Raw genomic sequence first — 23,526 nt, forward strand, 5'->3', positions numbered from 1 at the left:
TTCCGTATGACATAATTATGCTCGACCCATCAGCCCTGGTCTCTCACGGCTCAAGCGATGGGAATTGCCGAATAATCTCGCGTGTGCCTTTGACGGTAAGATCATTGTCGCGCTGATGCAGCAGCGGGACCGGGATGCCGACCTCCCCGCCACCGAGCCAGCGCCGGCGGGCGACGACCGCAATCAGCGTACTGCCATCTCGCGAAACCCTGACATCGCGCACGCGCCCGACGACCAGCCTGTGATCGGCGTAGAGCCAGCGTCCGCGCAGGGTCGGGATCAGCGAAGCCGCACTGCTCTGCATACGCGAGTCCGCTTGGTTCACGAGCGACGAGCGGACCTCCTGTGCGCGCACATCGCTCGCGAACATCAGGAGGGCGGCGGCCCAGGTGCAAACGTACCGTCGCATCGTCTGTCATTCCTCCCCCTTGGGTAGGGTTCCTCCCGAGGCTGGGCGCTTTTCCCCACGGGCCGGTTCGCCTGCCGCCACGCGCTCGGCGCCATCCCCGTCCAGCGTCGGAAGGCATGGGTGAAAGCGGAAGGCTCCGAGAAGTTCAGAGCAGTCGAGATTGATGTCAGGCTCATGCAAGTATCGGCCAGGAGTTGCTTGGCCACTCGGAACCGAGCCTCATCCGCGAGTTGCCGGAAGCTGGTGCCCTCGGCTCTGAGACGCCGGCTCAAGGTGCGGCGGGTCACCAGCCGCAGGCGCGCCACGCGCTCCGCCTTGCAGCGCTGCCGGGTTACTGCGATTCGGAGGTACTCGCGAAGCTCGTCGCTCAGCGTGGAGGGCTGAGCCGCCTCAAGCCGGCGGATGCGGGCCTCCACGCGTCGGTGAACACCGGGCTTCGCGCCCGCGACCTGCTGCATCAAGAGCGTCGCCGGAAACACCAAGGCGGCCATTTCCTGGTCGAACCGGACGGGTGCGTGGAAGAACGTCCGGTACGGCGCCGTGTTGAGCGGCGCAGACCGCGGCAGCAGCACCTCCAGCGGAGCCCAATCGGCCCTGCCCAGCTCCCGCAGCACGTTGGTCGCCTTGGCCAAGGCGCGCTCCGAATGCAGAGCGGCGCCCTCGGCCTCGGGCTCATATGGTGCATAGCTGAGGACGGCGGTCTCGCCGTAGACGCCGAGCCCGATCACACCGCCTCGGTCCCGGACACACAGATGCGTCTCAAGAGCCCGCAAAGCATCCCCGACTGTCTCGGAGTTACGCAGAAGCGAGCCGAGTAGCCCAAGCGAAGCCAAAGTGGTGCGCTGCCCTACGAGGATCCCGAGATGTGGGCAGCGCATGCGACCGGCTGCCAAGGCCATGAGGCGGCCAATCGCGGTGAACGGAACGAACTTGGTGCGGCTTTTGAGCAGCTGAGGATTGAGACCAACTTCGGCGACGAGGCTGTTGAAATCAACGCCGAGTTCGACCAAGGCGAGTTGGGCTGTCTGTACGGCGTCGACGTGGACGAAGCCAGGAGAGGGAGCCTTGTCGGTTGCGCAACCGGGCTTGACCGAGGCCGCGTTCTTCAAGCAGAGGTCACTGCGTAAGGTAGCGGACGAGAGCATGGCAGCATCCTCCCACGCCAGATGAGCTGAGCCGCCGATGTTTGCTTGATCGAACGGGACACTGGAGTTGCCTCAGGCCGAGGACCTCTACGAGGACCTCGCGGTGCGTCTTGGTCTGCGGTACGCTGCAAGACACAATCGGGCAGTCCGGCTTCAGCGGCCCGGCCTGCCAAGCGGCGACCTCCTGCGTCGCGATGGTGACGGCGCTGACCAGATCGGTTGAGATCTCGATTCCGTAGAGTTCGCGGACGTGATCGGATCGCTCTGAGCCGACCTGTGCCGAATGCGCGCAAGATCCCATCGTGGATCCTGACTACAATCTAGAGGAGCAGGGCTCGGAGTTGACGTCGCGCAGTTCGCAAGTCCTGCCCTGACAAAGATGGGCGGCATCCTACTTCAACGGACATGCTACAGTTTCTGCTCGGGGCGAGCGATGCGCAAATTGCGTTGACGGCGGAGAGCATCTGTATATTCTGAATTTTCAAAATGTCCTTCGGTCTTCCGAATATCTTCCAAAGAGCGGACCTAGGGTGCACGGGGCCGCTTTACGGAGGCGCCGATATGATCACGACTGCCCATCTCGCCTCGCAAGCACTCGGTGCCCACTTGGCGGCCGAACTCCAGAGCACATTCGGCTCCAGCCAAGCGCCATTAGCCGAGAAGGTCGGTGCTGCCGCGCGTCTCGCTTTGGAATGCCTCGCGAACTCTGATGCTCTTTATCATGATTTGGAGCACACACTACTCGTGACGCAGGTTGGTCTCGACATCCTGCGTGGCAAAACTTTGCTTGAGCCTGTCACACCCGCTGACTGGGCGCACCTACTGGTCGCCTGCCTCATGCACGACATCGGCTACGTTCGCGGCATCCTGAAGGGCGACAGCCCTGCGGAAGGCTGCATCATCGACGATGCTGGCCACCGCATACTACTGCCGCGTGGCGCCTCGGATGCAGCGCTGACCGCCTACCATGTCGACCGCTCCAAGCTGTTCGTCGCTGCCCGCTTCGGCCAATCGGACTTGCTTGATGCCGATCGCATCATACGCGCGGTCGAGCAAACGCGCTTTCCATGTAAGCCCGGCAATCCCAGCAGCCATTCTGATGAGGAGGTCTGCTTAGTCCGGGCGGCCGATCTGATCGGGCAGATGGGAGATCCTCTGTACCTGCGTAAAGCCAATGCTCTCTTTTATGAGTTCGAGGAGGCCGGGACGAATGCAGCCCTGGGCTACTCATCGCCCGCCGATCTAGTCGAGCGGTATCCGGATTTCTTTTGGCGGAGCGTATCCTCGCATCTGGAGGGTGCACTCAAGTACCTCGAAGTGACGGTGAGCGGACGCCAATGGATCGCCGGCTTGCAGGCCAATGTCTTCCGGGCAGGGCACTCAACCAATTTTGATTCCTTGACGGCTCTCGAATGTTGTCAGGAGTAGTAAGCTCCGTACGAGACGTCTTGAAGGTGGACGGAAATCGGGGCTGAAGGCTGCAGTCTCAGGCTCGATTCGGTGACAGCTGGGTGAGCGTTCCATCACCTCAACGCAGAGGGCCGCCTTTGAATCCGGTGACTACACAGCAATACGAGCGCCGGACTTCAAACACTGTTACAGTGTTAAACGAAAGCGCGTGCCGCGCTTTCGCCTGTACTCGAGGCGGAAGGGGGGTACAACGGCGGGTATCACAATATGAGCTTGCGCGCGAGTATTACCTCTGCGCCGCGGACGCTGTCTTCAGTTCCTTTTGACATCACCTTTCCGGCTTTGATCAAGCACTCGGTCATGACTTCCCGGATCTGCTGGTCGGTCTGGGCCACGCCTGCCGCATCAAAGTCCCTACGAACTATTCTGAACACGTCGCTGCGCTCGGGATCGAAAGCTGCCCATGCGAGCGCATCGGAATAATCTTCGGCATCCTGGCCTGCCATTCCCAGTTTTTCAGCGGTCCACCGCCCGAGAAGCTTGTTGCGGAGGAATATCCTCCCTGGATCGTCGATGCTGGTCATCTGGAATTCTCCGATTGTCGCAGTTTGAATGCAACTGAGCGGCTTGCGTTGCCCGAGTCTGGTCTCTCGTTGCGATGAATGTTGCTGGAAGGATCCAAACCGTGTCCGGACCTCAAAAGCCCCGCGCGACCGTAAGAGACGCCCGCCGCGCTCGTAAGCCCGTGAGGTGTTCCTCGATGTCTCGCAGCACCTGCTCGGCCCCGGCGGTGTCTTGTCCGCGCCTCATCCGATCCGCAATGCGCACAAGTTGCACGATCCGAAGAGCCTCCTCTTTGACGATGCGGCGTTCTGTCAGAGCCAGTTCACGGGCGGCCGACCAAACCATTGTCCGCCTCCATCGCTATTTCTGAAAGCGATAGGCCATCAGGTCGCGCCTGGTTCGGACCACAGGATCGGGACGTATGCTTCGGTGTCCAGCAGCAACTGCTTGCCATCAGCAGTTTTCCGCTTGCACGGTTGCGCGGCAACGTCGCTGGCCGACCAAGTTGTCCATTAGAGCCAGCGATGTAGCGACCCAGTGGGAGGTCCGCCGGCGCTCCAGAGCTTGCTGCCGCCAGACCGATCTGAGCAATAGGGCTGAACTTGCGTGACGATCGCTCAAGCATGATGATTTTTATAACCTTGCAGTATTAGCCGCAGTGGCCCCAGCCAATCCATAAGCGGGATATAAACCCGCGCTTGATCGCCTGGGACTTAAGTGATGATTTTCTTTGTGACTTATAGAGGACGGTATTGGGGCCGAGTACGCCCCGAGTTCAGGCCCAGGACCCTGCCAGTTGTCCCGCGGGATCAAGCGACGCTGCCGCACTGGGCTAATAGACCCTGCGGCCATGGGGCTGCTCAGGGGTCTAGTGTCTAGGCAGGCAGTTAGACGAGCAAGCTTAGACCGGTCTTGTTGCCCTCACGTGAGGAGATTCCCTCATGAAAACTTTCCTGATCACGTCTGCGGCGTTCGCGGCCCTGATGGTGATCAGCGTGGCGGCCGACGCTCGCGGCTTTCGCGGCGGTGGCGGGTTCCGGGGCGGCGGGTTCCACGGTGTTCGGGCAGGCGGGTTCCGCGGCTATCGGGGCGCGGTGGCAGGCGGCTATCGCGGCGGGTATGGCCGAGTCGGCCGCTACGGCTATGGCTACGGTCGATATGGGCGTTACGGATACGGGCGGTACGGCTATGGCTATCGACCCTACGGTTATGGCCTCGCTGCCGCCGGGGTCGGAGCCGCCGCTGTAGCCGGCGCCTATGGTGCGACCTATGGCGGCTGCGGGCCCTACGCCTACTACGACCGATATGCAGGCGCCTGCCGCTCCTACTGACTGGCAAGCTTCTGATACGATCGGTAGAAGTGCGGACTCTCGATGAGCAAGTCGCTCCGATGGGTCATCGTCCTGACCGGCTTGTGCCTCGTCGCTGGGTTGGGCCTTGCGGCTTGGCACCATTTCTCGAAACCGACGACCCTGACCCTGGCCGTCGGCCCCGCCGGATTCGAGGATGCACAACTCGCCGCCGCTTGGAGCCGGGCCTTGGCTGCGGACGGAGCACCCATTCGCCTTTCCCTGCTCGCGACCAGTGGCCCCGTGGAAGCGCTTGACCGGCTAGCCAGAGGTGAGGCGCAACTCGCCATCATCCGCAGCGACGGGGCAGCTTCGGAGAAGGCACACGCGATCGCGATCCTGCACAAGGATCCGGTGACAATCATCACGCCGAACAAGACCAGGGTCGGCGACTTCGCCGATCTCAACGGCAAGATGCTGGGCGTCATCGGCCCGCCGACTGCGAACGATCTGCTCCTTGCCACTCTCCAGCGCCACTATCGTGTGTCCGTCGAGACCAGACCGCTTCCGCCGGTGCCTGTCGAGATTTCGAGCGCGATCAAAGGCCGAAAGGTCGACGCACTCCTGTTTGTCGTGCCCACAACCCGCGGACCCACGGTCAGGGAAAACTGGGCAGCGGTGCGCCGCGCGAGCCACAGGAACCTATCCTTTTTAGAGATCGAACAGGCCGAGGTCATTGCAGCAGCGGAACCAGCCTATGAGGCCGGAGAGATCGCGGCCGGTCAGTTCGGCGGCTCGCCTGCTCTGCCGGATGAGAGCATCACCACACTGGAGGTCGCCACCTATCTCGTCGCGGCCCGGACGATCTCGGACGACACGATCACGCAGCTGACCCGCAACCTGTTTGATGAGCGTCAGAAGCTTGTCGCCGATGCGCCCATCGCCAGACTGGTGGAGGCTGCGAGCACCGATAAGGACACGATCATCCCGCTCCATCCCGGTGCCAAGGTCTTCTACGATGGCGAGGAGACCACGTTTATGGAGCGCTACGGTGATTGGGTCTGGTATGGGCCGGCGCTGGCGGGCGCACTTGGCTCCGTGCTGGCCATCATCCTGCGCTTCCTTGGTCTCTCGCAAATCCCGGACGCCCCCTTCATCCTGTCCCGGGCGCAGGAAATCATCTCACCGATCGAGCAAGCCGGCTCGCCGGCCGAACACGATAGGATTCGAAGCACCGTAGATGAGATCGTGGGACGCGTTGCAGCCGAGGCGGCACAGGGCAGCATCAATGAGCAGCAAGCGGCAGTGATCCATTTGGCCATCAGCTACATCGATCATGCGCTTGCGACACGGCGGAGGGAGCTCTTGCGGGCTAGCGACTTGCGGCAGGGCAGCGCGGGTGCACAAGACACTAATACGGTAAGCGGCACGTGCAGCTGAACTACATCGCGCATTCCATTGTCTGATATTTACAGAAAATAAAATAAATCAAATTTACAACTATATCCGCCACCGATTTCGACGTGCAAAATTGTTCGCCGATAAATATGGCGAAATCACCCAAAAGGTTTGTCAGTATGACGTCGAAAAACTCGTTCTTGCTGATTGTGGCCGCCACTACATGCCCGCCGGCTGCTCTTGCGGCTAGCCATATGAACACAATCGGCAGATATTACTATAAATCCGACCCAATTTACAACAAAGAAAAGTGCAGCAGGGTGAACGCTCTGTTGGCGTCACGACTCACCGCTCGCTATACCTGCAGTAATATTGACCTTTCTCCTGGATTGGGAACGCGTTGCTCCAGTGCAGACGGCCCCGAGGTCGTGATATTTGATACATTGGACGCGTGCGAGCAGAATCGGGGCCTTAGAACAACCGTTAAATAGACCAATAGATTCTTCCTCGCAACAATCTAGCGAGATCCGACTAAATCACTGGCCATCCGACAATAACAAGCGTCCAAGCCGCCAGATTTCAGGACGGAATGTCTTGCAATCCGCATACAAAGGTCTGTAGTAGTAATTACTTGCCAATCGGAACACCCAGACCAATCGCTTTTGCGATCCTTGACCGGTGCTGCCGGTACACCTCCGCAACCATAGGGTAGTCTTCGGGCAAGCCAAAACGCTTCCGATAACCGGACGGGGTCAGACCATGGCTCGCCAGATGGCGTTTAAGCGTCTTGTAACGTTTGCCATCGATGAAACTGATAAGGGCCTCCGGAGTGATCGAGCGCCGGATTTGGATCGGAGTTGGCTGATCCGCTTGCCCCACGCTCGTAGGCCGACCTGCTTGGAGGGATTTGAGCGCCCCATGAACCGTCGCAATCAGGGGCGGCAACGTGCTCACGGGGAGGCTATTATTCGCGCTGTAGGCCTCGACGATGGCGGCCGTGACGGCAATCAAAACTCGCTCTTCAAGCGCGGGCATAGGAGGCCTCCCGGCTTGGCAATCCGGCACGCAACCAGATTTCGGCAGCATCGAGCAGGCAGACGGCCCTCTCGCCTTCAGGCCAGCTCGGAAAGGTTCTGGCCTCGATGAACCAGGGGCCGATGACTTCCAGACCGTGGAGCTCCTCCGAGAGTCGTGCGAGGTCTGTCACGAGCACGCCGATCGCTGCCTCCGCTTCTTCCAAGTCGTTGCAGGTCACGCTCTCGACAGCGTGGCCGACGGCATGGTCGAAGAGCTCGAGCCGTAGCATCATATCTTCAGGTGCCGCTTCCGCGGCTATGTTCTCGACCAGGCACACGTCCCGAGTACCAAAGCGGGCGATGACGGCCGACCTAGAGCCGTCCGACTGCACCGGCATAAAGATCAGCTGGGTGTAGGCCCGGACGAGCGAGCGGTGCAGGTCGGGGATGGTACGAGCCCAAGGGGCTCGTCTGCGGGCAAAGGCCATGATGGCTCCTGTTGCAATCCGCTGAACGATCCAGCTCGGCTGGCTTGCCGGACCGGCTGCGGCTCGGGTTCGGAGCGGACTGGGCAGTGCGAGAAGGTCGATGACTATTGTCGACCGCTCGCGTCTGTATCAGGGACATGCGTAATCAGTCTTGCTATCATCGGCCAAATCGCTGGTGCGTCATGCCAATCATGGCCGCAGCCGCTTCCACGCGCAGACCGCCGCCCCGGGAGGCATCGCTCGCTATGCCGCCAAGTGCGACGGGTGCTCTCGCCCGGCTGGTAGTCGCCCGCGCAATGGCATACGGCGTCGCCATTGAGCCATTTCTGTCTCGTGCAGGGCTGACGTCACACCAAATCGCGGACCCGTACGCCCGGGTCGGTGCCAGAAGCCAAGCCGTGCTGCTTAACCTTCTGGCCGAGGCGCTGAGGGACGATGTTCTCGGCTTTCACCTCGGCCTCGATCTTGAGGTCCGCGAAATCGGTTTGGTCTACTATGTCATGGCTTCCGCACCGACCCTGCGCGATGCCTTCGCTCGGGCGGAGCGTTATAGCGCCCTCACGAACGAGGCGATCGTTCCGACCTGCCTTCGAGCCGCCGAGGTTGGCATCCGTTTGAGTTACGTCGGCCTGTGCAGGCACGATGCCTGCCACCAAGCCGAGTTCTGGATGGCGGGGCTGATCCGGCTCGTACGACATATCGTGAACCGAAACCTGTGCCCGATCCGCTTAGCCCTGGTGCATCCCCGTCGCGCGGCAGGCGATCCGATAGGAGCGTTTGCCGGCTGCGCGATCGAATACGGCGCTCTGGCCGATGAAGTTGCCTTCGCGGCCGATGCCGGTGACGCGCCCTTGGCCAGTGCCGACTCGTATCTGCACGATCTGTTGCTGAACTACTGCGAGGAAGCCCTCGCGCGCCATACACGCCCTCAGGAAGCCTTGCGGACACGGATAGAGAACGCCGTCGCGCCACTTCTACCGCACGGCCGACCTCGTGTGGGCGAGATCGCGCTAAGGCTTGGGATGAGCCAGCGCACTCTGTCCCGGCGACTCAACGACAAAGGGCTCACTTTCGAGCGGGTACTCGAGGAGATGCGACGAGACCTTGCCCTGCGCTATCTGCAGGACGCGCACATCCCGATCTCACGCATCGCTTGGCTGCTCGGTTTCCAGGAAGTCGGCGCATTCACCCATGCCTTCCGGCGCTGGACAGGTCAGACACCGAGTGCGGCGCGTTCGGAAAAGCGGTTCAAGCTGCCCCTGGCGTGTCCGGCTGAACCGTCCTGACGGATGGCGAACTCAGATGTTCAGCCGGGTAACCTCGACCAAGACATCCTCCAGGTAGGCCTTCAGACGGCCAGTACCCGCCGCGCTTGGTCCCAGGATGGTGATCCCCATCAACTCGCCGCGTGCGTGAACCTTGCGGACCAGGATCTCGGCCTTCGTAGCCACCTCGCGCTCCGTCGCAGCGCGCAGGATGCTGCCAGTCTCGCTGGTCGTGATGCGGATCTCGAAAATCGGCGACTCACCCATGATGAGTGCCATGCCACGATCCCACTGCGGCAAAAGCGTGTCCGAGTCGCTAAGGACAATCATCGCACAAATTATTGCTCTGAAAACAAGCGAAAAGCATATCAATTCTCAATTTGTATGCCAGATGTGACAGATTTTAGACCATGTATCTGAATTATGAGTTCATCAAGATAGAGTGCAGGGAAAATGTATAAGTATTATGCTGGGGCTGGCCGCGGGTCATGCCAGCAGGCCCGTATGGGGCGGTCCAAGAGGCTAACTCGCCATCGGAGGAGGTCGCGATGCGAACTGCAAATGTCACAGGAGCCGCTGTGCTCGGGCTAGGCTTCGCAACGTTGGCCGGAGTACCGGAGGCGTGGGCGGTTCAGGCTGGCCTGTCGGATTATCAGGGCGCCTGGGTCTTGGAAGGGCGCGACTGCGCAGATGTCTATGCCTCTGACGGAAAGGTGACGGCGTTCAAGAAGCCGGTCGACATCTTCGCGCCGGCATTCACCGTGTCCGGCAGGCGCCTGAGAACCCCGATGGCCTCGTGCCAGATCAGATCGGTTCGGCCGGCCGGGGACCGTCAGCTTCTTCTCCTCGACTGCGCGAACGCCGTGGCCGGCAACGAGGTCAAGGTCTTGATGGCGCCTGCGAGCGGGTCTCTCAGGCGCTACTACAACGAACAGGATTCAACAGGGGTCGGCTACCAGCGTTGCTCGCGATGAGGCGCGAGAGATCAAGATGGTCTCAGCGTGGGATTCGACGTCCGCTTCGGAAGACCCGACCGAGCGCTCTCAAAGGCGGCAATGGGCCGATTTTGTTGAAAAACTCGGGACTGATCCGCCCCCAGTGAAGTGGTCCGCCCTGAGGTATGGCTTTCGGGCCAATGGAGTTGACCCGGTTTGTGGTCCACGACCTATGCAAGTTCTCGGGCTGTGACAGCTTGGTTGGCGAAGGCTCGGGGCGTCAAGCCGCCCAGGGCCGTATGGGGTCGATCTTCGTTGTAGTGGCACCTCCAGTCCTCGATGCGTTCACGGGCATCGGCCAGCGACAGGAACCACGAAGCGTTCAAGCACTCTGCCCGTAGGCGGCCGTTGAACGACTCGATGTAGGCGTTGTCGGTCGGCTTGCCCGGTCGTGAGAAGTCGATCTCGACCCCGTTCAGGTACGCCCACTGGTCGAGCATGCGCCCGGCAAACTCCGGTCCATTGTCGACCCGCAGGCTCTTGGGCCGCCCGCGCAGCCGGACCAAGGCGTCCTGTCAACGGGCACCGAAGTCTCCGCAATTATGGGCATCGAAAATTCCCTGATCGGCGGGTTTGGTGGTCGACGGTGATCAGCCGGCGCTGTGATCGAGGGTCGCGCTCTTTGGTGGCCGGCCACGGCGGCGTGGAGGGGGCGGTGGGGTGATGAGTGCCTTCGAGCGGACGTGCTCGGGCACAAGTTCGCCATGCTGGCGCAGCCGGTAGCTCGCTCCTTCGATCTGAACGACGACGGCGTGATGAAGCAGGCGGTCCAGCAGAGCCGTGGCCACCACGGGATCGCCAAATACCTCTCCCCATTCGGCAAAGCCGCGGTTCGAGGTCAGGATCATCGCGCCCTTCTCGTAGCGCGCGTTGACGAGCTGGAAGAACAGGTTGCCCCCACCCGGAACGACGGGAAGGTACCCGATCTCGTCCACCACCAAGAGGGAGGCCCGACTGAGGTAGCGGATCCGCTCGCGCAACGCGCCGTCGCGCTCAGCTTTGGCCAGCGAAGCGATCAGATCAGCCAGCGTCGAGAACACGACGCTGCGCCCGGCCTTTACCGCCTCGACGGCAAGCGCCGTGGCGAGATGGCTCTTGCCGGTGCCGGGCGGGCCGAGGAGATGGACGACCTCGGCCCGATCGATGAAGGTCAGTTCCGCCAGCGCCATGATCCGCTCCCGGTCGAGGGAGGGCTGGAAAGCGAAGTCGAAGCCCGACAGCGTCTTGATCGTGGTCAGGCGTGCCACGAGCAGGGCGGTCTTCACCCGGCGGTTCTCGCGCAACGTCAGTTCTTCGGTCAGGATCTCGTCGAGGGCAGAGATGCCGTCGATCTCACCCTGTTCGATGCGCCGGATCGCGGCGTCGAGGACTTCCAGGGCGCGCGGCATGCGCAGGCCGACCAAGCTGCGCTTGATGCTGTCCAGGGTCGTGGTGGCATGGGAGGGGGCGGCGCGGGTCATGACCGGCCCTCGATCCCGGCGGCGAGCCGCTCGCCGACGGCCTGGTAGACCGACAGCGAGCGCCGGGCGACGTGATCGCCCCGGCAACCGATCGTCAGGCTGTCGGGATGGCCGTGCCGCATGGCCCGAGCGGCCGCGCCTTGTCGATGGTCGGGATCGACGCGGTACTGTCGCCGGCCCTCCAGGATCGGGTGGCTCGCCACGAGCCGGCCGCCGTCGAGGATACGGATCGTGTCGGGCAGCTGGTGCACCTCGACGACCCGCCGCGTCCGGTCCGGCACGCTGTAGTAGTTGCCGCCGATCGAGACGAGGCCGTCATGGCTGACGCGCCGTTCCAGCTTGAGCAGGGCATTGAAGGGCACGGCCGGCAGCGGCTGCAACTCGGGCTTCTCGGCGGCGAAGGCCTCCGAGACGATCCGCTGCGTGGTGCCGTGCAGGCGAACGTTGGCGACGGTGTCGAGCCAGACCTTGAGCTGGAGGTTCAGGTCGTCAAGGTTGCGGAATGAGCGGGCCAGGAAGAAGTCCTGGCGGATGTAGGAGAACGGCCGCTCGACCTTACCCTTGGTTTTGGCCCTGTAGGGGCGGCAGGCACGCGGCAGGAAGCCGTAGTGTTTGGCCAGCGCCAGCAGGGATCGGTTGTAGACGATGTGGCCGTCCGCTTCCTCGCCGGTGACCGCGGTCTTCATGCGGTCGTAGAGGATCTCGATCGGCACGCCGCCCATCGCGGCAAACGCCTGGATGTGACAGCGCAGCAGGGTCTGCAGGTCCTGATGCAGGACAAAGCGTGCCTCGATATGCCGGGAATGGCCGAGCACGAGCGAGAACAGCCAGACGATGCAGGTCGCGCCCGGTGTGTCCGTGAAGGAGACCTCGAAGCGGGCGAAGTCGACCTGCGCCTGCTGGCCGGCGGGCGTCTCGAAGCGAACCTCGTAGGGCTGGGCCTCGGGCGGCCGGATCGCGGCCACGAACCGCTTTACGGCGGTGTAGTCCCCCGTATAGCCGCGCTCCCGCAGCTCGCGGGTCAGGCGCACGGCGCTGAGATCAGGAAAGGCGGCGACGCGCTCGCGCAGATAGACGAGGTAGGGGGCGAGCTTGCTCGGGCGTCCGGCTTGGCGTGGACCGTAGGCGGGCGGTTCGAGGCCGCGCGCGATGTACTTGCGGACGGTCTTTGGATCGCGCCCGGTCCGGCGGGCGATGGCGGTGATCGACAGACCCTGGCGGTGCAGGTCGAGGATCATGAGGAGTTCTCCCAGCAGGACCATCCTCGTCGCTCCCGGCCGATACGCATCGGCGGGCATGATGGCGGAGGATGGATAAGCCCGGGGACGCGGGGTGCCCGCCGCGCACTCAGGCCAGGGCACCAACCAGGGAATTTTCGGTCCCCACAATCAGGGAGTATTCAACGCCCACTGACACGTCCAGGGCCTCGGTCACTTGGAAGGCGCGGAAGTTGGCTCTCGGTGTGAGCGAGAGCGCCTCTCGCGTATGGCAATCGACCACCGTCAGGATCCGGAACGGACGCCCGTCGAACAGGCGGTCGGACATGAAGTCCATGGCCCAGACCTCGTTGGGTCCGCCGATGGCCGGCCGCCCTTGCCGGTAGCGACAAGCCCGTTTGCGCTTGGGCAGCTTGGGCCGGATCGACAGCCCCTCGTCCCGGTAGATCCGGTAGGTGCGCTTGTGATTCACCTCCCAGCCCTCTCGTCGCAACAGGATGTGCAGCCGCCGATAGCCGTAGCGCACCCGTGCAGCCGCTAACTCCTTCAGCCGCATGCGCAGAGCTACCTGCGGATCGGCGCGCTTGCGGTAGCGCTGGGACGAGCGGCCGAAGCCGGTGGCCTGACAGGCCCGACGCTCGCTGATGCCGTAGGCCACCTGCAGGTGACCGGCGACCTCGCGGCGAGCAGCGGGCCTCACCACTTTCGCTTGAGCACGTCCTGCAGCATGGAGCGGTCCAGTGTCAGGTCGGCGACCAGCCGCTTAAGCTTGCTGTTCTCGTCCTCCAGCTGCTTCAGCCGCCGGATCTCCGGCACGCCCATGCCGACGAACTGCTTCTTCCACCGATAAAACGTCGGCTCGGACACACCCATCTTCCGGCAGACCTCGTCCACCGTCGCACCGTTCTCCGCCTGCCGCAGGGCAAAGGCGATCTGCTCGTTCGTGAAGCGTTTGCGAGGCATGGCATCCACCCTCCTTCAGGGTTCAGGATGCCCGAAAAACTTGCGCTCGACGCGGACCAGTTTGCTGGGTCAGGGTCAAGAGTTCTCAGAGATCTCTGACTTATTCTGAGTCGCGTTCGTGTGCCCGAACGGTTGCCAAGCGCGATTGGTTTTATCGAAGACACGCTTCAGATCGCCTTGGATTTGCGCGATGATGTCGACGGCCTCGCCCTGTTTTACGCCGAACCGAACGAGTTCGAGCGCCACGGCGAGGGTGAACACGCGAAATGGCAAGTACTGAACCTCGTACCCGGTACCGAGCGGCACTGGTCGTAAAATGCCAGACCGAAGCGGGGCAGCAGCTCCGGATTGGCGCGGGCCCACCTGAGATCGATCTCAAGAAGGCGCTTGATGCGAGTGAGAGAGAAAGGGGGCACCTCAGCTTCCAGGCGGTCGCGCGCATCTCGTGACGCCCCGTACGACAGAGCGAAGAGGACTTGCACGACCTGCTGGCGCTTGGCGAACACAACGACCCTCGGAGCTACCTCCGACCTTTTAGAGACCCCGGTCGAGGTTTCTGACAAGAGCAAAAAGGTTGATCCTCAGAGACTCGCAATCGCTCGCTGCAGCGCGCAGCAAATTCGCTGTAAAGTGAACTAAATTCCCTACCCTATGAAGCAGGGAGCCGTGCCGGTAAGTGTCAGAAAATACGCGCGTAAATCAGCTTCCGCTGGGATCCAAACCTCCGAAACACGGCAGTCTTCCCTGAAAGCAGCGAAACCAGCCGCAGAGACGGGTTCGCGAACGACTGCGCCCGCCGCCAGCACATCCCGCTAAGTAGCTGGAAGTGCGTTTATTTTCATCGGCCGCAATCGCGGCGCCCCAACTTTTACCCCAACGTTCCTGTCGGATTGCGGAGAATGCCCGCGAGCGTCAGTAACCCGGGAGTTCCACAGGGACCGCCCAGGAGTCGGGGCGGAGCCGGCAAAGAGCTGCCGAGGGGCAACCGGCGGCCTCGTCCGATCAACCCACCCGGCCTGGAGCGCGCGCGGTAGAGCGTGGCAAGGTATGCCGTGGCACCATGAGCCGGGCGGCCTGACGAACGACAGTGCTGCGGCACCCGTGCTCCTGATACTGATTGGGATCTTCCGGCACTGGTGGGATGAGCGCGCCGCGGGATCCATCGCCCCTATGGGGAGAGTTACGACCCTGTCCGACAGGAGCCGCCGGAAGGGTTCAGACTTGACGATCACTCTACTCACGCTGCTTGCTACCGTCCTTCTCGCGCTGGTGCATGTCCTCACGCCATCCATGCGCTTTCTGGAGGGCACCCCGCGCAGCGCCTGGCTCTCTGTCGCGGGCGGCGTGTCCGTCGCCTACGTCTTCGTGCACCTCCTGCCAGAACTCGCGGCCGGCCAAGAGGTCATCGGCAGGGCGACCGCCGTGTTCCTGGCCGAGCGGCATGTCTACCTGATCGCGCTCGCTGGCCTGCTGGTCTTCTATGGCCTTGATCGCCTCGCCAAGACCTCGCGTTCGCGCCGGGAGGGAGCACCGGTCCAGGCTGGGCGCGCCTCCGAGGCGGCAGCGGAGGCGGGCACCAGCCCGAGCGTGTTCTGGATCCACATGGCCTCGTTCGGGATCTACAACGCGCTGATCGGCTACCTGCTTCTCCATCGTGAGGTGATGACGCCTCTATCCCTAGCCTTCTTCACCGTGGCCATGGCCTTGCACTTCATCGTCACCGATTATGGGCTGAACGAGGACCATAAGCAGCAGTATCGGCACCTCGGGCGCTGGATCCTGATTGCAGCTGTCGCCTTGGGCTGGGCTGTCGGATCAGCGACGGAGATCTCCAAGGCGGCTATCGCAGCACTGACAGCCTTCCTGGGTGGGGGCGTGGTGCTGAACGTGCTGAAGGAGGAAGTGCCCAGTGAGCGCCAGAGCCGTTTCTGGGCTTTCCTGCTCGGAGCATCCGGCTACGCGAGCTTGCTGCTGACCGTGTGACAGCGCTTGCACATCCGTTCTGCAATCCTATGTCATCTTGATTGGAGGGGTTTCCGCTTCAGCCACGGACAAGGCCCGGGCCGAGGCATTCCTGGCCTTCCTCAAGAAGCCGCTCGCGGCGGCCGTGATCCGCCGGAAGGGCTTGGAACCCAGTCGATCCTCGCCGGACACGCCCTACCAGATCTGACGACTTTCCGGCCTGATCAAGCGCGGACCAGAAGCATGGCCAGCATCGCGAGTGCTGAGGTAGCTACCAATGGCCACTTCGGTATGGCGTGCCCGCGTTGACGCAGGCCGTGAGCGCCGGTGAGGCCGAGCCCGAAGAACGCCACGCAGAGGACCGTGATGACCATCTTGTCTCTCACTCGCCACCGTTGTGATGGTGATGCACACGGCACGTGAGCCGGGAGGCTGCCTCAGCCTGAACTAGACAGCCCTGCATACATAATACTGACTCTGCTGCGCATCGCCTATCTGAGGTAAGCCACGATCACGGAACCGTGCACACGCACGGCAGCAGCATGTCCAAAATGCACCGGGGGGCTTCGTCGTCAGGCGACGGCTTTGAGGGCGGGCGTTGCCGGGTAAGGCCATGGCAGCGGATCATCGAGGCGGCGCTGTGGGTGACCCTGGACGATGCGGGATCGTGCGCTCGACCACATTCGAGTCGATCTCGATGCGTCTGTCGTCGAGAAACAGGCCCAACCTCGCCCAGCGGCTCAGGGCGCAGCGGGATCGCCTCAGCCAGACTGCTCTTGCGGCCAGGAGACCGGGCTTCTCCCGCAGCCACGCCTCCAGCGCCCCGATCACCGGCCGGCTTCGTTCCCGATGGTCCGCGCGCCGCTCCTCGGCGGAGCGACCGCGGATCTCGGCCTCGATCCTGCAGAGCGCGGCGATGCGGGAGAGCGTCTCCGTCGCGATCAGCGAGGCGGCAGCGAGGTCATAGAATTGCCGACACACATGGCTCCAACAGCAGGCCAGCCGCACCGCACCGCCCTTGGCCGGCGCCTCGTAGGCCGCATAGCCGTCGACCTGCAGCACGCCTGCGAACCCGGGGAGATGCGCGATGGGACGTTCGGCCGCGCGCAGGCGGTTCGTCTTGCCATTACGAGCCGACCCACATCAGCTGGTCGGGCCGGTGTGTCCCGTTTACTCTGGATTGGTCTTCGTTCCAGCGGGTACTGACGAAGCAGATTGGTTGAGAGTGGACTGGTTTGGTGATCGGAACCGACGAGGCGGTTGATGCTATCTACGAGGCTGCAACTGATCCGGACATGTGGCCTACGGCGCTAGACCGGATTGCTGCCTGCACCGGCGATGTCGGTGCCGTGATGCTCTGGACGCGCGAGGACGGCTCGTTTGGTGCCATCGCCTCACCCGGTTTGGCAGAAGCCCAGCGCGTTTATCAGGAGGAGGGCTGGTGGCGTCACGACGTCCGCTCTCAACGCGCCGTCGAACGCGCCTACTGGGTCACTGGCGACGTGGTGACAGACGAAGACGCCATTACTCCTGAGGAGATGGAGACCCATCCCTTCTACGCCGAGTTTCTCTCCCGGTTCGATCTCTATCGGGTCGCAGCGGTTGGGGTCTCGCCTGATCCGATGCTGCAGGCCGCCCTCACCATCCAACGAGCGGTGGGACGACCGCCGTTTGAAGCCGCGGAGAAGGCCATCTTCGCCCGGCTTGGGCGGCACGTCGAACGGTCGCTGCGCCTCGGCATCGCGATGATCGAGGGCGAGACGAAGACTCAGGCGCTGGGTCAGGCCCTGAGACGGCTTGGCACGGCTGTCTTCACGCTCGACTATGCTGACCGAGTGCTGTTCTCCAACGCCGCCGCCGAGACGTTGCTGCAGACCGGGCCTCTTGCGCTCGATAACGGACGCCTTGTGGTACGGACGGCTGGTCGGAGGCTCAGCTTTGGCGCTGCCATTGCCGCCCAACTGCGCTCCAAGAACGCAGACGAGACGGAGTTCACGCCACTCCTCCTGCATCGGCAGGACGGGACACGGCTCGCCGCCTTCCGGATGCCGATCCGAGTTGGTCAGGATCTTGCGGAGGCGGTCCTGCGCCGCTCGCGCAGCCTCGTTTTGGTGATCGACCAACCAGCGGACGCGCTGCCAGATCTTTCGCTCCTGCGTGAACTCTACGGGTTAACCAGTGCCGAAGCGCGCCTCGCAGCCATCATCGGGCAGGGCGCATCCCCACGCGAGGCAGCCGAACGCCTTGGCATCAGCGAAGCGACTGCACGGACAGTGCTCAAGCGCATTTACTCCAAGACCGGAATCAACCGGCAGAGCCAAGTCGCTGTGCTCCTGAGCCGTGTCGGCCTGCGAACCTGAAGGGTTGGAAGAACCGGTGGCCGATCTTGGCCCGCTCTCACAGAGTATACTCTGCGTTGATGTCGGCCACGGCCTGGGCGGTGGGGCCCGCGCCCTCACCCCGCTTTGATCCCAGCCCGCAACACCGCGGGCCGGATGGCCGGAGTCGTGGCCGACCGCTTCCCCCGGACATGCCTGTGCGGGACGTGGAGTTTTACCCGACACTCGTACCCACACCCGACCGCCTCCGTTCGCGCCTCACCCAGGCCGGGCAGCTCCCCGTCAGCGAGAACGGGCCATTTCAGTTGAAGAGGCGCCAAGTGCCGCCGGCAGTCCATCGGCAGAGACGCGCTGCGCGAACTGCTGCACGCTGGACAGATGCAAGCAGGCCGCGTCGCGTGCCTCGAGCTGTGCTCGGGGCACGACGTAGAAGTCCCACTGAGCGAGGTCGAAGGCATCCCAGCGCTCAGCGTCACGCTCGGTATGGACACAGAACACGTACAGGTCGGCGTTGAAGGTCTTCTCTTCCGCGCTGCGCCTGTGCCCACCATCCAGCCATTTGCTCGTCTTAAGGCCCGTGAATTGGACCTTCGAAGGCGGCGAGCCGCCCGTGTGCCAGGCCTGCAGGTAGGCGCCCGCTTTCACCTCGACGGTCCTGCCATCCCTGAGCTGCAGGTCGTAATTGTCCCACGATCCTGGCGGGTTGGGTTCGAGGCCGAGGATCTGCGCTACCATCCACTCGGCAAAGAAGCCCCGCACGCAGTTCGAGCGCAGGTCGCCGAAGGCCCAGAGCCAGAATTCCGACACTGTGCCGAGCCGGCCGCCGAGCCGCCTCTCGCCCATTTGGGTCATGTACTGCCTCCACCCTCCCGGCCCGTAGCTGCCCTTGGGCATCCCGCGCTTCGGCAAGTCTACGCGGCGGGCAGGCGGCAGAAACCTCCCGAGGGGGGATTTCGTGGCGGGCCGATCGCGCAGGCACGTCCACCCGAAAACATCATTGCCGGCGCTGATGGGCCAATGTCCGCCTCAGCCCTCGTCCTCGATGACGGCTTGACGGTACCGAGCCCCATGGACCCGACGCGATCTGATCGAAATGGGAGTCGGTTCCTTGTTGAAATACAGAGCACAGACTTTAGCGGACGAGCGCCTTGATCTGTTGCTTTGCCCTGACCGCGATGCGGGCGATGGGCCCCCGGGCCTGCCGCTCACGCTCCTGCCGCAGGGTGCGCTTCTCGGCGTTCCAGGGATGCTCCGTGCGCAGCGTGTGCTCCGCGGCGCGGACCCCGAAGCCCAGCGCGTAGGCGCGCCGGGGCCCATCGCTGAGGTTCGGCCCGGCGCAGTGCAGGGTCCGGCAATCGTGGAACGTCGCGCCCCCGGCCGGGAGCGGACACGGAACCGCCCGCTCGGTCGGCACCCCGAGCGCCTCCAGCCCATGGATGCGCGGATCGTTGCCGATGCTGCGATGGGTCAGGAGCGGCTCCAAGTGACTGCCGGGCACGTAGAGCATGCAGCCGTTCTCGGGCGTGACGGTCTGGAGCGGCATCCAGACCGTGATCGCCCGGTAGTTGGTGTAGGCGGCGTAGAACGCCTCGTCCTGATGCCAGGCCGTGGCGGCCCCGACCTTCGGCGGCTTCCGGATCGCGTGCTCGAAGACCAGCGCCGCCTTCGGCCCCAGGAGCTGGCGGCACATGGCCAGGGCGTTCGTCCGGAACAGGATGTCCCGCAGGAGCGGCTCGAACCGCGACGGGTTGATCAGCTGCGGCGACCGGGCGAGGCCGGCACCCCGGTCGACGTCGACGAGATCGAACAGGCTGCCGTCCTTCCAGCCCCGCGCCTCGTCGAACAGGCGGTCATAGGCGCCCCGCAGCGTATCGAGTTCCTCCGCGGTCGTGATGGCCGGAATGGCCAGGAACCCGTCGCGGCGAAAGGCGGCGATTTCCGCCTCAGTCAGCAGCCGCGTGGGGACCCGCCCGGCGGCACGCAACACACCAAGCCAGCCGGCGAGCCGGTGTTTGGTCAACTCGAGCAGTGTGGGAAGGCCGGCGGAGCCCGTGCGAACGTCAGGGTTCCCTACGCGGCTATCTGCTGTGCTTGTCATAGGCGCCCCCCGTGCTCACGGCAATCGAGAGGATCCGAAATCTAATTCACGGGAAAAATTACTGAATTGTCGGTATCATGAGGCGGTCGATGGCGTCCAGCTTGGTGCCAAACCGCCATCCGTACCTGTGCTTTTGGTCTAAGCAATCCAGACCGTCCTGTCATCCCAGGCTGCTCAACTTACACACCCGGCTATGATCAGCATCGATAGAGCCTCGCCTGTCTTCTTCATAACCAGAGACGGGCCGATCGAGAGGCTGCGTGGTTCGCCTCGACGCTGCGCGCCGGCACGGCATGAAACTGCCGGCGCGGCTCCGTCAGACATGCTAACAGGAGGGAAGATTCGCGTTGCTTGGTGAGGCGCCTGCTATGTCCCCGGCGAGCGGAGAAGAGACCGAGCTTAAGATGACGGGGCGGCATGTTCGCCAAGGCGCGGATCACGTCGCCGGCCAGCGCGCGCTCATAGCTCGGTTGAGAGCAGACAGTCTCCCGACCGAGGAGGCCGAGGCGCTCCTCGCTACGCTCGAGGATCTTCAGGCGCAGCACGAGGCTCACCTGGCGCGGATCGAGGGTACATAAGTGGTCTTCTCTGGCGAGGCCTGATCCGCGGCGAGCTACCATGACGCGATCACCCGACAGGCAGTCCGGCAAGCCTCTCCGCCGAGCGGAGGCCTCTGCCGGCGCAGCGGACGTTCGGAGCGCTTGCGATCAAGCTGCGAAGGTCCAGCCGCTGGCGGACCTCGATGAGCGCTTAGCACGCGAGTTGGTCCAAGGCCTCGTACAGTCAGCCATCGCCCGAGAAGCCGATCCCGTCGCGCGCCTTCAGCAGTTTCGCCAGCTGCAGCAAGCCGCAATTGCGATGTCGCGGGACCCGGCCGTAGCTGAAACCGCCGAGCGGCTCGCCCGTGCGGTTGACCTCACTCTGCAGGAGCTGGCCGCCGTGAAGTCATAGGCGGCTGGACTGACGGTGTCGCTGCGCGCCGATCTCGTCTGACAGTCTGGGAGGACGGCAGCACGCTCAACGGCCCCGGAAATCGCTGCCCGGCTTCATCTCGCGCTGGATGGCCTCCAGCGCCCTCTCGTAGGCCTCGGCCTCACTGCGGTAGGGGCGGTCGGAGCGCTCGATCAACTTGCCGCTCCGGCGGATCGCCCACCGGAAGTGTCCGTCCGGTCTGACGAGAGGCGAGACCTCGATGGAGTAGGGATGCGGGACTTCATCGGCCGTCGACAAGCTATGCCAGCCCACACCGGATGACGCCACCGTGAGGCGGCACCATCGATCTCCGAACAGTCCTGCTACGGTTTAGGCCATCTTCAGATTGGCGGCGCTCTCCTTGCCGCTGCGCCGGTCAGCCTCCACGTCTTAAGAGACTGACATGCGAGCCAGCGTTGCATCAGGTGCTCGGTCAAGCTTAGGACGGCGCCATGGAGTGAATAGGAGGCGTGGTTGGAAGAGCCCGAACAGGGCAGTGCGGAGGCGGTCTACGTCTCGGCCATGGTCGGCGAGATGATGCAGCGCGTCCTCGAAGATGCCCTCATAGATCTCGCAAGGACCAGAGGTGCTGCCTACCTCGACATGTTCGTGGAGCGCGAGCTGGCCCGCTACGCCGATCTGTTTCGCGAGCGGCCCGATGACACGCCTGAAACCACCGGCATGTTGCGCGCTTGGTTCATGGTGGAAGGCAGCGCAGCGTTGCGGGCCGTGGTCGAGCGCGCGAATGCCGAAGCGAGACGCGACTAGTGCGTTGAGCCCCCGCGCGTGACGCACCGCGACGGGCTCTATGTCGGAGGACGCTCATGAGCCCTTCTGGACCCGACCGCCTGATCTACGCCAGCCCGAATGGCGACCACTGGCACCTGCTGTTCGACCCCACGACCGGGCACAGCTTCGTTCGGCATACCGGCAACGTCGCCTCGGGCGGGCACGTGACGGATTTCAGTCTGCCGACCTTCCTCGCATCCGGCCGCAACGGACCCGTACATCAGGAACTCTGGCGTCTGATCGGTAGCCTCGTCAGCGAGGGTGGGCCCGAGCAGCAGCCTATCGGCGTTGCATAGGCCTGACGCCCCCCCTGCCCGATCCGATCGCGAGCCGGGAGTCAGATCGTCCTACCTGTGCCTGCCTTGGCCGATTTCGTGTTCGGCACTGGGCGGCGGCAAGTTGTTCTTCACGAGGTACTTCACCCCGTGCTCGAACGAGGTGTCGTTGTCGCCCCGGATATCGACGCTGTAGGCCCGCTCAGGCGTCTTGGCCTTCAGGTCCTTAACGTAGACGTTGATGTTGAGGATCAGGTTCGAGACCTTCTGGATCTCGCCAGTGATCGCCACGTCGGCTCCGAGCTTACGGGCGAAATCCTCCGCGCAGCCACCGCACTTGCGCAGCTCCGCGCTCCTGGCGACCTCCGCTCTGACCGGGTCCGTCGAAACGATCTCGTAGCGGCCCGTTTCCTTCAGCTGCTGGCGCAAGAGATCGCTCAATGGACCGAGACGAGCCACATCGGCCTCGGTGGGCCCCTGAGCGCCGAGATTGGCGAGTTGGAAATCGAAGACCGCGGCCTTCGGCGGTTCAGCATGAGCGACTGTGACAGCGAACACCATCGCGACGGTGGCGGATACCCCGCAAACGTAGACCCTCATGAGCGTTCCCCCGATGATCGATCTCTGATCGGGGAACACACGAACCGACGATCCGTCACGAGTGGCTTCCTATGATCCGGATCCCGTCCCTTTCACGCCCGGAACCGGCGCCCGGCCCCGCCACCGTTCTCGGGGATAAACTCCAGGGCGGGGGGTCATGAGGGCCGCGAAGGTACAGCGCGGCCGCATTCGGAAAGCAGGAGGGCAATAGGCTTATGGCTGGCAGTTCACCCGAGTTGAAGGCATTCCTGGTCGAGACGCCGTTCTTCGGCGGTCTCTCCGACACGAGCCTCGATCTCCTGATCTCGATGCTGGCCGAGCGCCGCTTCGAAGCCGGAGATACTGTCATCTCGGAAGGAGAACCGGGCCATTCGATGTATGTTGTTCACACCGGAACGCTCGCTGTGAGCAAGCGAGGAACATCGGGGCGCGAGGTGTGTCTCAACCGTCTCGGACCCGGCGATTTCTTCGGCGAAATGACGCTCATTGAGGTGCAGAATCGATCAGCCACCATCGTCGCAGAGAGCCCAGTCGTACTGTACGAGCTGACCGCCCGAAGCCTGTACACGTATTACAAAGCTGACATCTATGCGTACGTCATGGTATTGCAGAACATCAACCGCGAGATTTGCCGTCGACTCCGCCGATCCGACAGTCGAATTGCCGACTGCTGAACGCCGCACGCAGCTCAAAGACGTAAATTCGCGCGGTCGCGAGAGCGGGGCCGCCAGACCGAAGCTCCGGCGGCCCAGGCGGATACACCGTCGCGGGCCGCGTTGCGATGAGCACGGATCCGGCCATCCACGCTTTCGCTCTGGCCGAGGTGGGAGGCCGAGGGCGAGCGTGAATGTCAGCTGCGACATTGCCCCTCC

At 63.3% G+C, this 23,526-nt stretch carries 25 protein-coding genes and 3 pseudogenes; 11 read left to right on the plus strand and 17 right to left on the minus strand.

Translation table 11 applies throughout. The features are described from left to right. Nucleotides 1-43: 43 nt before the first annotated feature. Both ACYCO6_RS30360 and ACYCO6_RS30365 read right to left on the minus strand, forming a co-directional pair. On the minus strand, nucleotides 44-370 hold the full coding sequence (locus ACYCO6_RS30360; protein ID WP_459766324.1) for a PRC-barrel domain containing protein: 327 nt from the start codon (nucleotides 368-370) through the stop codon (nucleotides 44-46). Continuing rightward, on the minus strand, nucleotides 370-1,554 hold the full coding sequence (locus ACYCO6_RS30365) for an AraC family transcriptional regulator ligand-binding domain-containing protein (RefSeq protein WP_459766326.1): 1,185 nt from the start codon (nucleotides 1,552-1,554) through the stop codon (nucleotides 370-372). The genes ACYCO6_RS30360 and ACYCO6_RS30365 overlap by 1 nt, the downstream gene beginning before the upstream one ends. A 561-nt stretch (nucleotides 1,555-2,115) precedes the next feature. Here ACYCO6_RS30365 and ACYCO6_RS30370 point away from each other — a divergent pair. Continuing rightward, complete coding sequence (locus tag ACYCO6_RS30370; RefSeq protein WP_459766328.1) at nucleotides 2,116-2,982, plus strand: HD domain-containing protein; 867 nt, start codon at nucleotides 2,116-2,118, stop codon at nucleotides 2,980-2,982. A gap of 242 nt (nucleotides 2,983-3,224) precedes the next feature. Here the strand turns inward: ACYCO6_RS30370 and ACYCO6_RS30375 are convergent, their stop codons facing one another. After that, entirely contained in the window at nucleotides 3,225-3,548 is a 324-nt protein-coding gene (locus tag ACYCO6_RS30375; RefSeq protein WP_459766330.1) for an ATPase inhibitor subunit zeta, read from the minus strand. Between the two features lie 921 nt (nucleotides 3,549-4,469). On the opposite strand from ACYCO6_RS30375, the gene ACYCO6_RS30380 reads away from it, so the two are divergent. Together ACYCO6_RS30380 and ACYCO6_RS30385 are read left to right on the plus strand one after the other, a co-directional pair. Then, nucleotides 4,470-4,859, plus strand: coding sequence for a hypothetical protein (locus tag ACYCO6_RS30380; protein WP_459766332.1), 390 nt, complete (start codon nucleotides 4,470-4,472; stop codon nucleotides 4,857-4,859). Nucleotides 4,860-4,901: 42 nt separating this feature from the next. Further along, nucleotides 4,902-6,257 (plus strand): TAXI family TRAP transporter solute-binding subunit, encoded by a 1,356-nt coding sequence (locus ACYCO6_RS30385; RefSeq protein ID WP_459766334.1) that lies wholly within the window; start codon nucleotides 4,902-4,904, stop codon nucleotides 6,255-6,257. Between the two features lie 585 nt (nucleotides 6,258-6,842). Here the strand turns inward: ACYCO6_RS30385 and ACYCO6_RS30390 are convergent. Continuing rightward, nucleotides 6,843-7,250 carry a Ros/MucR family transcriptional regulator gene (locus ACYCO6_RS30390; RefSeq protein WP_459766336.1) on the minus strand — a complete coding sequence of 136 codons (408 nt, stop codon included), beginning with the start codon at nucleotides 7,248-7,250 and terminating at the stop codon, nucleotides 6,843-6,845. Next, nucleotides 7,237-7,719 carry a hypothetical protein gene (locus ACYCO6_RS30395; RefSeq protein WP_459766338.1) on the minus strand — a complete coding sequence of 161 codons (483 nt, stop codon included), beginning with the start codon at nucleotides 7,717-7,719 and terminating at the stop codon, nucleotides 7,237-7,239. Before ACYCO6_RS30395 ends, ACYCO6_RS30390 begins: the two co-directional genes overlap by 14 nt. Nucleotides 7,720-8,015: 296 nt before the next feature. On the opposite strand from ACYCO6_RS30395, the gene ACYCO6_RS30400 reads away from it, so the two are divergent. Next, nucleotides 8,016-9,005, plus strand: coding sequence for an AraC family transcriptional regulator (locus ACYCO6_RS30400; protein ID WP_459766340.1), 990 nt, complete (start codon nucleotides 8,016-8,018; stop codon nucleotides 9,003-9,005). 12 nt (nucleotides 9,006-9,017) lie between these two features. Here ACYCO6_RS30400 and ACYCO6_RS30405 read toward each other — a convergent pair whose 3' ends face one another. Continuing rightward, nucleotides 9,018-9,263 carry a hypothetical protein gene (locus ACYCO6_RS30405; protein ID WP_459766342.1) on the minus strand — a complete coding sequence of 82 codons (246 nt, stop codon included), beginning with the start codon at nucleotides 9,261-9,263 and terminating at the stop codon, nucleotides 9,018-9,020. A 269-nt stretch (nucleotides 9,264-9,532) separates the two neighbouring features. On the opposite strand from ACYCO6_RS30405, the gene ACYCO6_RS30410 reads away from it, so the two are divergent. Next, on the plus strand, nucleotides 9,533-9,958 hold the full coding sequence (locus tag ACYCO6_RS30410) for a hypothetical protein (protein ID WP_459773787.1): 426 nt from the start codon (nucleotides 9,533-9,535) through the stop codon (nucleotides 9,956-9,958). A 191-nt stretch (nucleotides 9,959-10,149) separates the two neighbouring features. On the opposite strand, the pseudogene ACYCO6_RS30415 reads toward ACYCO6_RS30410, so the two are convergent. The 4 genes and pseudogenes from ACYCO6_RS30415 to ACYCO6_RS30430 form a co-directional block, all read right to left on the minus strand. After that, nucleotides 10,150-10,488 (minus strand): annotated as a pseudogene (locus tag ACYCO6_RS30415) (integrase core domain-containing protein); the annotation flags it as partial. 81 nt (nucleotides 10,489-10,569) lie between these two features. Next, nucleotides 10,570-11,439, minus strand: coding sequence for an IS21-like element helper ATPase IstB (gene istB / locus ACYCO6_RS30420; protein ID WP_459761956.1), 870 nt, complete (start codon nucleotides 11,437-11,439; stop codon nucleotides 10,570-10,572). Next, entirely contained in the window at nucleotides 11,436-12,701 is a 1,266-nt protein-coding gene (istA, locus tag ACYCO6_RS30425) for an IS21 family transposase (protein WP_459761958.1), read from the minus strand. Before istA ends, istB begins: the two co-directional genes overlap by 4 nt. Before the next feature lie 145 nt (nucleotides 12,702-12,846). Further along, nucleotides 12,847-13,619: pseudogene (locus ACYCO6_RS30430) on the minus strand (IS3 family transposase); the annotation flags it as partial. Nucleotides 13,620-13,739: 120 nt separating this feature from the next. On the opposite strand from ACYCO6_RS30430, the gene ACYCO6_RS30435 reads away from it, so the two are divergent. Next, nucleotides 13,740-13,934, plus strand: coding sequence for a hypothetical protein (locus ACYCO6_RS30435; protein WP_459766344.1), 195 nt, complete (start codon nucleotides 13,740-13,742; stop codon nucleotides 13,932-13,934). Nucleotides 13,935-14,840: 906 nt separating this feature from the next. Further along, nucleotides 14,841-15,602 (plus strand): hypothetical protein, encoded by a 762-nt coding sequence (locus ACYCO6_RS30440; RefSeq protein ID WP_459766346.1) that lies wholly within the window; start codon nucleotides 14,841-14,843, stop codon nucleotides 15,600-15,602. Nucleotides 15,603-15,805: 203 nt separating this feature from the next. Here the strand turns inward: ACYCO6_RS30440 and ACYCO6_RS30445 are convergent, their stop codons facing one another. Further along, nucleotides 15,806-15,955, minus strand: coding sequence for a hypothetical protein (locus ACYCO6_RS30445; protein WP_459766348.1), 150 nt, complete (start codon nucleotides 15,953-15,955; stop codon nucleotides 15,806-15,808). A gap of 198 nt (nucleotides 15,956-16,153) precedes the next feature. Beyond that, nucleotides 16,154-16,688, minus strand: a pseudogene (locus ACYCO6_RS30450) (IS66 family transposase); the annotation flags it as partial. A 131-nt stretch (nucleotides 16,689-16,819) separates the two neighbouring features. Between ACYCO6_RS30450 and ACYCO6_RS30455 the strand changes: the two are divergent. Further along, a complete protein-coding gene (locus ACYCO6_RS30455; protein WP_459766350.1) occupies nucleotides 16,820-17,941 on the plus strand; it encodes a helix-turn-helix transcriptional regulator in 1,122 nt (373 codons plus the stop codon). Nucleotides 17,942-18,202: 261 nt separating this feature from the next. On the opposite strand, the gene ACYCO6_RS30460 is transcribed toward ACYCO6_RS30455, so the two are convergent. From ACYCO6_RS30460 to ACYCO6_RS30475, 4 genes are all read right to left on the minus strand, one after another. Then, nucleotides 18,203-18,772 (minus strand): hypothetical protein, encoded by a 570-nt coding sequence (locus tag ACYCO6_RS30460; RefSeq protein ID WP_459766352.1) that lies wholly within the window; start codon nucleotides 18,770-18,772, stop codon nucleotides 18,203-18,205. 280 nt (nucleotides 18,773-19,052) lie between these two features. After that, nucleotides 19,053-19,907, minus strand: a complete 855-nt coding sequence (locus ACYCO6_RS30465; RefSeq protein WP_459766354.1) for a phytanoyl-CoA dioxygenase family protein — start codon at nucleotides 19,905-19,907, stop codon at nucleotides 19,053-19,055. Nucleotides 19,908-20,245: 338 nt separating this feature from the next. Then, nucleotides 20,246-20,572 (minus strand): hypothetical protein, encoded by a 327-nt coding sequence (locus ACYCO6_RS30470; RefSeq protein ID WP_459766356.1) that lies wholly within the window; start codon nucleotides 20,570-20,572, stop codon nucleotides 20,246-20,248. A gap of 463 nt (nucleotides 20,573-21,035) precedes the next feature. Then, the gene (locus ACYCO6_RS30475) at nucleotides 21,036-21,248 is read right to left on the minus strand and encodes a hypothetical protein (protein ID WP_459766358.1); all 213 of its coding nucleotides are present in this window, start codon (nucleotides 21,246-21,248) and stop codon (nucleotides 21,036-21,038) included. Between the two features lie 216 nt (nucleotides 21,249-21,464). Here ACYCO6_RS30475 and ACYCO6_RS30480 point away from each other — a divergent pair, with 216 nt between their 5' ends. Together ACYCO6_RS30480 and ACYCO6_RS30485 are read left to right on the plus strand one after the other, a co-directional pair. Then, nucleotides 21,465-21,758, plus strand: a complete 294-nt coding sequence (locus tag ACYCO6_RS30480; RefSeq protein WP_459766360.1) for a hypothetical protein — start codon at nucleotides 21,465-21,467, stop codon at nucleotides 21,756-21,758. Between the two features lie 56 nt (nucleotides 21,759-21,814). Further along, the gene (locus ACYCO6_RS30485; RefSeq protein ID WP_459766362.1) at nucleotides 21,815-22,075 is read left to right on the plus strand and encodes a hypothetical protein; all 261 of its coding nucleotides are present in this window, start codon (nucleotides 21,815-21,817) and stop codon (nucleotides 22,073-22,075) included. A 51-nt stretch (nucleotides 22,076-22,126) separates the two neighbouring features. Here ACYCO6_RS30485 and ACYCO6_RS30490 read toward each other — a convergent pair whose 3' ends face one another. Then, entirely contained in the window at nucleotides 22,127-22,654 is a 528-nt protein-coding gene (locus ACYCO6_RS30490; protein ID WP_459766364.1) for a DUF3280 domain-containing protein, read from the minus strand. Nucleotides 22,655-22,869: 215 nt separating this feature from the next. Between ACYCO6_RS30490 and ACYCO6_RS30495 the strand changes: the two genes are divergently transcribed. Then, entirely contained in the window at nucleotides 22,870-23,328 is a 459-nt protein-coding gene (locus ACYCO6_RS30495) for a cyclic nucleotide-binding domain-containing protein (RefSeq protein ID WP_459766366.1), read from the plus strand. The last annotated feature ends 198 nt before the right edge of the window (nucleotides 23,329-23,526 follow it).

The organism is Methylobacterium sp. CM6257 (assembly GCF_054611515.1).